8 protein-coding genes are annotated in these 7,742 nt (G+C 44.0%); 3 read left to right on the top strand and 5 right to left on the bottom strand.

Features of this window, described 5'->3' with window-relative positions; genetic code table 11:
• Positions 1-10: 10 nt before the first annotated feature.
• Genes M2R47_RS07485 through M2R47_RS07470 form a run of 4 tightly spaced genes read right to left on the bottom strand, consistent with a single transcriptional unit; the run spans position 11 to position 2,415 of the window.
• A complete protein-coding gene (locus M2R47_RS07485; RefSeq protein WP_249101181.1) occupies positions 11-322 on the bottom strand; it encodes a hypothetical protein in 312 nt (103 codons plus the stop codon).
• Positions 315-644, bottom strand: a complete 330-nt coding sequence (locus M2R47_RS07480) for a hypothetical protein (RefSeq protein WP_249101179.1) — start codon at positions 642-644, stop codon at positions 315-317. Before M2R47_RS07480 ends, M2R47_RS07485 begins: the two co-directional genes overlap by 8 nt.
• 19 nt (positions 645-663) lie before the next feature.
• A complete protein-coding gene (gene pssA, locus M2R47_RS07475; RefSeq protein ID WP_249101177.1) occupies positions 664-1,494 on the bottom strand; it encodes a CDP-diacylglycerol--serine O-phosphatidyltransferase in 831 nt (276 codons plus the stop codon).
• A gap of 42 nt (positions 1,495-1,536) precedes the next feature.
• Positions 1,537-2,415: a 23S rRNA (adenine(2030)-N(6))-methyltransferase RlmJ gene (locus tag M2R47_RS07470; protein WP_249101174.1), complete on the bottom strand. Its 879-nt coding sequence runs from the start codon at positions 2,413-2,415 to the stop codon at positions 1,537-1,539.
• A 189-nt stretch (positions 2,416-2,604) separates the two neighbouring features.
• Here M2R47_RS07470 and dapE point away from each other — a divergent pair, with 189 nt between their 5' ends.
• Entirely contained in the window at positions 2,605-3,783 is a 1,179-nt protein-coding gene (dapE, locus tag M2R47_RS07465; RefSeq protein ID WP_249101171.1) for a succinyl-diaminopimelate desuccinylase, read from the top strand.
• Between the two features lie 116 nt (positions 3,784-3,899).
• Here the strand turns inward: dapE and M2R47_RS07460 are convergent, their stop codons facing one another.
• Positions 3,900-4,898 carry an extracellular solute-binding protein gene (locus tag M2R47_RS07460; RefSeq protein ID WP_046698538.1) on the bottom strand — a complete coding sequence of 333 codons (999 nt, stop codon included), beginning with the start codon at positions 4,896-4,898 and terminating at the stop codon, positions 3,900-3,902.
• Between the two features lie 208 nt (positions 4,899-5,106).
• Here M2R47_RS07460 and M2R47_RS07455 point away from each other — a divergent pair, with 208 nt between their 5' ends.
• Positions 5,107-6,711 carry an ABC transporter permease gene (locus M2R47_RS07455; protein ID WP_173944629.1) on the top strand — a complete coding sequence of 535 codons (1,605 nt, stop codon included), beginning with the start codon at positions 5,107-5,109 and terminating at the stop codon, positions 6,709-6,711.
• Positions 6,712-6,714: 3 nt separating this feature from the next.
• The gene (locus tag M2R47_RS07450; RefSeq protein ID WP_249101168.1) at positions 6,715-7,737 is read left to right on the top strand and encodes an ABC transporter ATP-binding protein; all 1,023 of its coding nucleotides are present in this window, start codon (positions 6,715-6,717) and stop codon (positions 7,735-7,737) included.
• The last annotated feature ends 5 nt before the right edge of the window (positions 7,738-7,742 follow it).

Genomic DNA, 7,742 nt, shown 5'->3' with positions numbered 1-7,742 from the left:
ATACACCACACTAAACAACGTCCATGCGTAAGCATGATTGCGGAGTTGCCTTATATCCACCGCCTGAAGTCGGTGGTTTTACGGCAACGGAGGATAAAAGTTCAAGGACGGCATTTAATTTTCGGCTTAAAATTTCTGCCAAAAAATTGCCATTGCCACACGCAGGCTCTAAAAATGTGGCGGTGATGTTATGCCAAATGGTGTCAGGTAGCAGATTTAGCATTGCGTTTACTTCTCGCTCGGCTGTAAACACTTCGCCAAAATCAGCCACTCGTTTTTTGGATTTGACTTGTTTATTATTGGTTTGGACGGTGTTAATCATTTAGCACCTCCTTTGATAGATTTTGGGTAAATTTTAGGCACGAAAAAAGCCCGTGCAAAGACGGGCTTTTATTTGAAAATAGGAAATTTAAACCGTTAAGGTATTGACTTTTAACGAATTTTAGGAATAATTTAGCTGAACGCTGAACGCTGAACGCTGAACGCTGAACGCTGAACGCTGAACGCTGAACGCTGAACGCTGAACGCTGAACGCTGAACGCTGAACGCTGAACGCTGAACGCTGAACGCTGAACGCTGAAGCAGGATACGATTATTTTAACACTTGTCAATAGTAAAATCACCAAACAAAACACACTCATCATACCTAACCATCAAGACTTATCACGACTTCTTGGCAAAGAATGTCATCCAAAAACCCGACAGTGCATAAACCACGCCAATCGCCAGCACGCCCACAGGAATGTCATAAAGCACGATACCCATTACCAGCACACCCAAGATGAGTGCGACAAAAGGAACTTTTTGGCGGTCAAATTCCTTAAAGCTATAATATTTGACATTACTGACCATAAGCAAGCCACATGCGACTGTCCACACTGCAAACGCAAACTCGCCCACGCCCACACTCTGACCAATGACGCCCACCCAATCGGCATGATCGATGGCAACCATCACGCTTGACGCCACCAAAATCGCCGCCAGAGGACTTGCCAATCCGATGAAATATTTTTTATCCACCGAGCCGATTTGTACATTAAACCTTGCCAAGCGAAACGCTGCACACACCGTAAAGACAAAAGCACATGCCAAACCAAAACGCCCAAGCTCGTGCAAAGCAAAATGATACATCAACATCGCAGGTGCCAAACCAAAAGCGATACAGTCCGCCAAGCTATCAAACTGCTCCCCAAAAAGACTTTGGGCATTGAGTAAGCGAGCAGCCCTACCGTCCATGCCATCTAAAATCGCTGATAAAAATATTGCCAAACTCGCCTGATAAAACCGCCCTTCGCTACTTGCTATGATGGAAAAAAAAGCCGAAAGCATGGATGCGGTTGTGATGAGATTGGGGACTAGGTAAACACCACGCCGCACTTGTTTATGCCCATCAATCGCCTCACTCTCCACGACCTCAAAGGTAATGCCATCATGATCATCGACATCATGATCATGCCGTGGCTGATTTTCTGATAAGTTATTGTTATTATTCATAATTTTAATTTCAGCTGTGATGATTTATCATGTTATCAGCGGTTATTCGCCCACCAACCATTTAACCACCGCCATCTCATCAAGACTCATGGTAGGTGCGTCTGCTGGTTTTAAGATGGGTGCAAGTGTTCGTAAAATATCTTTGGCATGTTCATCAAACTGCCAAGGCGGATTGATGATGTGAAGCCCTGTGCCATTCATGCCCACCGCCACATCATTGGGGTATAGGTTTAATTCACAAATAAGCTGGCGGCGGATTTCGGTGCGTTTCATTTTTTTGTGAAAAAGCGTTACCGCTTCTTTATTTTTGATTGGATACCACAACACAAAAGTCCCTGTGGCGAATTTTTTATGGCTGACGGTCAACAAATCTACCAAGCGTCCAAAATCCTTATGTTCCTGCTCAAAGGGCGGATCTAGTAGGACAATGCCACGCTTCTCTTTTGGGGGTAATACAGCAGGCACACCCTCAAAAGCATCACGATGATGAATGCCAATCGGTAATTGATGCAGCTGATAATTGAGTGCATCATATTCATCTGCCACCGCCTCAAACGCCTCTGCACGAAGTGCTGCATCTTGACTGTGATTTAAAGAATGATTGGCAATCCACCAAGGAGATCCTGGATAGACATATTGGTCATATGTTTTGCGTGCGGTCTGCAAACCTAGCAAATATTGAGCAATCGCTTTTGGGGGGTTGGTAATATCCGCAGATTCCAAAGCACGAATGCCCCTATCCGCCTCACCAGTCTTAGCTGCCTCTGTGCTTTGTAGTGAATACAGGCCTCGTCCACCATAGGCATCTAACACATAGAACGGCTTGCCTTTTGCAGAAAATTGGGCAAGTAGTTGCAATAACAAGACGTGTTTGGCAACATCAGCAAAATTACCAGCATGATAGGCGTGTTTATAATTCATCGTTCAACTTAACTTAAATGTGGTGTAATTTTAAATAACTTATGTTAGCATAACTCACGATGTTTGGCTATTTTTTTATTTTCATGCATCATCTGATCTTGATGATGAAAGCCAGCCACGCCAAGACAATCAGCTTACAACGATCAAATCATTGCAACATAAGACATACCAGACCATCTAGGAAAATCAATGACTCCTACGCTAAACCTATCGATCAAACTGATCCAGCAGCCCTCCATCACCCCTAATGATCATGAATGCCAAGAGATCCTAGCCCAAGAGCTTGAAAAATTGGGCTTTGAGACCGAATTCATGCATTTTGGCGATGCAGATGATACTGGCATTAACGCCCAAGTCAAAAACCTATGGGCATATCGCCAAGGCACAAGCCCAAATGCACCCGTCTTATGCTTTGCTGGACACACTGATGTTGTTCCTACCGGTGATGAAAGCCGCTGGACTTATCCGCCATTTTCAGCAACCATCGCCGATGGTCATCTGTGGGGTCGTGGTGCGGCTGATATGAAAACTGGCATAGCCTGCTTTGTAACCGCCTGCCAAAATTTCATCAAAAAGCATCCCAATCATCAAGGCGGTATCGCCCTGCTCATCACCGCTGACGAAGAAGGTGTGGCACGCAATGGCACTCAAAAAGTCGTAGAAGTGCTTGCCAAGCGTGGTGTGAAAATGGATTATTGTTTGGTGGGCGAACCATCTAGCACAGCCGTCTTGGGTGATGTCATTAAAAATGGTCGGCGTGGTTCGCTAAATGCCACCTTAACCGTCGTAGGCAAGCAAGGGCATATCGCCTATCCCCATTTGGCAATCAACCCAATTCACGCCATGACCAATGCCCTTGCCGAGCTGATCAATACCAAATGGGATGATGGTAACGACCATTTTCCACCTACCAGCATGCAGATCAGCAACATTCATGGTGGCACAGGCGCAACCAATGTCATCGCAGGAGACTGCCAAGTCTTGTTCAATTTTCGTTATTGCACTCAAAACACTGCCGACAGCTTAAAAGAAAAAACGCATGAGATTTTTGACAGGCATTTTGCACAAAGTGCTGCCAACTACACCATACAATGGCATCTGTCAGGAGAACCTTTTTTGACTCAAAAAGGCACATTTGTTGATGCTTGTTGCGATGCCATCAAACAAGTTACCAATACCACCGCCAAACTTTCTACAAGTGGTGGCACTTCCGATGGCAGATTCATCGCTCCTGTGATGAATGCCCAAGTGGTTGAGCTTGGCGTATTAAACGCCAGCATTCATCAAATCGATGAGCATGTGGCGGTTGATGATTTGGAAAAGCTGACTTTAATTTATGAGCAAATTTTAGACACGCTTATCAGCTAGCATGTCAACCAACATCAAAAAAGCCATGCTTAAATGGCATGGCTTTCTTTGGTAAAGATTTTTTAGCACATCACCCCAAAAGACATTCTGCTCCTAGGCATGATGAGTTCAAAAAATCAGTTATACCCTGCTTTTTTCATCAACATGATGGCTTTTTGCTGATTTTTACCCGCTACCGCAACATTGATGACATCTTGCTTGAAAGAACCCCAACTGGCCACCAGCGGAGCCGCATTGGTGCGATTGTTGGCAGGATATTCAAAGTTGCGATCAGCATACAGCTTTTGGGCCTCTGGGCTTGATAGCCATTCAATGAACTTTTGGGCTTCAACAGGGTTTTTGCTGTATTTTAGCACGCCTGCACCAGAGACATTGACATGCGTACCCTTGCCATTTTGATCAGCAAAAAATACTTTGACATTATTGGCCACTTCAGGATTCTTGTTGACCAAACGACCATAATAATAGGTGTTGGCAATGCCCACATCACAACGACCAGCATTAATGGCCTCTAACATGGAAGTGTCATTAGAAAATGGTGTGGTTGCCAAATTATTTACCCAGCCTGTTACTGTGCGGGTGGCGGCTTTTTGACCATGATTAGCAATCATGGTAGCGACCAGCGATTGGTTGTATACATTATTAGATGTACGCAAGCATAATTTACCTTTCCATTTTGGATTGGCTAGGTCGGCATAAGTAGATAATTCGCTAGGATTGACCGTCTTAGGATTATAAAAAATCGTACGCGCACGCACCGACAAGCCAAACCATTGATTATTTTTTGCTCTTAGGTGTGCTGGAATGTTATTTTTTAAGGTTGGTGAGTTGATTGAGCGTAGCAAACCCATGGTTGATGCTTTCCAAAGGTTGCCACCATCAACCGTGATTAAGACATCGCCTTTGGTATTTTGACCCTCTGCTTGGATTTTTGCCATCAAAGGCCCAGCTTTATCATTGACCAGCGTGATTTTTGTTCCTGTTTTTGCTTCATAGGCTTGAGCGATCGGCTTTAATAACTCGTCAGCACGAGATGAGTAAACCACCAATTCACTAGCAAATGCTGGTAGTGCCATCAATGCAGCCACCTGAGCGATTAAGATTTTTTTTAACATAAATTCATCCTTCTAAAACGCCATTTCATGGCTTAAAAAAAACATAATCTACAACACATGAAACGCTCTCTTTTTGATAAAAAAATCCTAAAAAGATTGCTATTTCCTGTTGTATTATAATACCATATCCATTTTTAAACAATGATTATTATCATTATGGTATCTATTTGATAATAATAATCACTCATAATATGACCGCAACACGCTTATGACACACTCAACACTGCTTGCACGATTATGGCTTGGACTTTGTTCTTTATTAGTCATCATTCCTTTGGGGGTAATTTTATCTTCAATAGGCGAATTTGATGCTGAAATTTGGCAATTCCTACTGGATCATGAGTTGCCCAGTTTATTAAAAAATACTCTATGGCTCGTTTTGTCGGTAGGCATTGGCGTAACAGTGCTTGGCACCAGCACTGCATGGCTGACCACCATGTATGACTTTCCGCTTAAGCGTATTTTTAGCTGGGCAATGATGCTGCCTTTGGCGGTGCCTGCTTATGTTCTTGCCTTTGTACAGCTTGGCATATTTGATTACACAGGTACCATCAGTACCTATTTGCGACAGGCATGGGGCTTTGAAAATGGTCTGCCAGACATCAGGCATGGTGGAGGATTGGCCTTGGTGATGAGTCTAACTTTATATCCTTATGTCTACTTATTGTCCAAAAATGCTTTTGGAAGCATGGGCAATCGCATTTTAGAGGTTGGTGCTTCTTTGGGGTTGTCAAACTGGCAGGCGTTTATTAAGCTTGCTCTGCCAATGGCAAAACCTTGGGTAGTCAGTGGTGTCATCTTGGCACTCATGGAAGTGCTGGCAGACTTTGGGGCGGTTTCGATTTTTGGCTATGATACTTTTACTACCGCCATCTATCAGGCTTGGTATGGCTTTTTTAGCCTTGATACTGCCAAACAGCTTGCCAGTCTTTTGGTTGGTTTAGTGTTCATCTTTTTAGTATTAGAACAGCTTAGTCGTGGACGCAAAAACTTTGAAAGCGTCGGTCGTGGTGGTCATCATCGACACATTGCTCTACACGGTCTAACAAAATGGCTGGCTTTTAGCTATTGTGCCGGCATTTTATTTTTGGCGTTTATCCTGCCCATCATTCAGCTAAGCGTGTGGGTCGTTGAAACTTGGCAAGGCATTGAGTTTGGTGTCATCTTTGAACAAACCAAAAATTCTGTCATCGCCAGCCTATGTGCTGCCATATTAGTTACCGTGGTTGCTTTTTTTATCAGCCTAAGCGTTCGACATGATGCCAGTAAATTCGCCTTGGGCAGTGCAAAAATCTCAACGCTTGGTTACGCCATTCCCGGCTCGGTGCTGGCGGTCGGAGTTTTCATTCCTGTGGCTTTTTTTGATAACTATCTCATTGAGCATGTGGCGATATTCGCCGAGCACGGTGCCATCTTTAAGGGGACGGTGTTAGCGTTACTCATCGCCTATCTGATTCGATTTTTGGCGTTGGGTGTGCAGACCGTGGACGCAGGCATGAAGCGTATCAAATCCGCCCACATAGAAGCTTCCAAAAGTCTAGGGGCGACACCGATTCGCTCACTTTTTGAAGTATATTTACCTTTAATAAAAGGCTCACTGGGTACCACCTTGCTCATGGTGTTTGTGGACACCATGAAAGAAATGCCCATCACTTTGATGATGCGCCCTTTTGATTGGGATACGCTGGCAATACGCATTTATTCTTTTACAAGTGAAGGCATGTATGAAGCCGCCGCCTTGCCAGCATTGACCATCGTATTGACAGGACTGATTCCTGTGATTTTATTCACCAAAATAGGACAAAAGAACTGACTTATGCTGACCGTACAACACCTATCTGTTGAATTTGACAAAAAAATCATCTTAAATGATGTCAATTTTTCCTTGCAGACTGGCGAGATAGCTTGTCTGCTGGGTGCTTCTGGCTGTGGCAAAACGACAATTTTACGCTGCCTGTCTGGTTTTGAGACGCCAAAATCAGGAACGATGATGCTAGATGGGCGAACATTATTCAATGACACCACCAATGTCGCCGCCCACCAACGACACATTGGCATGGTATTTCAAGACTATGCCTTATTTCCACACCTGACGGTGGCAAAGAATATTGGCTTTGGATTAAATGAGTTAAGTCATTCAGAGAAAAATGCTCGTATTGATGAGCTTTTAACATTGGTTGATTTAAGTGAGTATAAAGATCGTTACCCCCATGAGTTGTCAGGTGGTCAGCAACAGCGTGTGGCATTGGTGCGTGCACTTGCACCCAAGCCAAAGCTCATACTACTTGATGAACCTTTTTCCAATCTGGATATTGAACTACGCACCACCTTATCCAAAGAAGTTCGTAAATTACTAAAATCACAAGGCGTGAGTGCCATTTTGGTTACTCATGACCAATCTGAGGCATTTGCCATGGCAGATACGGTTGGCGTACTATCAGAAGGCATGATTCAACAATGGGCAGACCCAGAGATGCTGTATCATAGTCCTGCCAATGCCCATGTTGCCAGTTTTGTTGGCGAAGGCGTCTTATATGACATTACTGACATACATGCTGACGGTATGGAGTGTGCGATTGGTTTCATTCCTCTTATGCCAAACACCAATCAAGACACGCAGATGCTCATCAGACCACATGATGTGCAGATTTGCACAGGCGGTCAAGGCATGGACTTTCGCATCATGGATAAAGATTTTCGTGGCGGCAATTGGCTTTATACCCTGCAAGACGAACAAGGCAATCAGCTACTCATGCAAACTGCCATGACCAAAAATCATCACAAACAACAAATAGGTGATATCATCCACATCATGATTCACCAAGTAGCAACTTTCTAGCACAC

Origin of the sequence: Moraxella oculi (assembly GCF_023336735.1) — a bacterium.
Taxonomy (GTDB): domain Bacteria; phylum Pseudomonadota; class Gammaproteobacteria; order Pseudomonadales; family Moraxellaceae; genus Moraxella; species Moraxella oculi.
The sequence above is the reverse complement of the archived record's forward strand: the minus strand, read 5'-3'. Positions and strand labels throughout refer to the sequence as shown.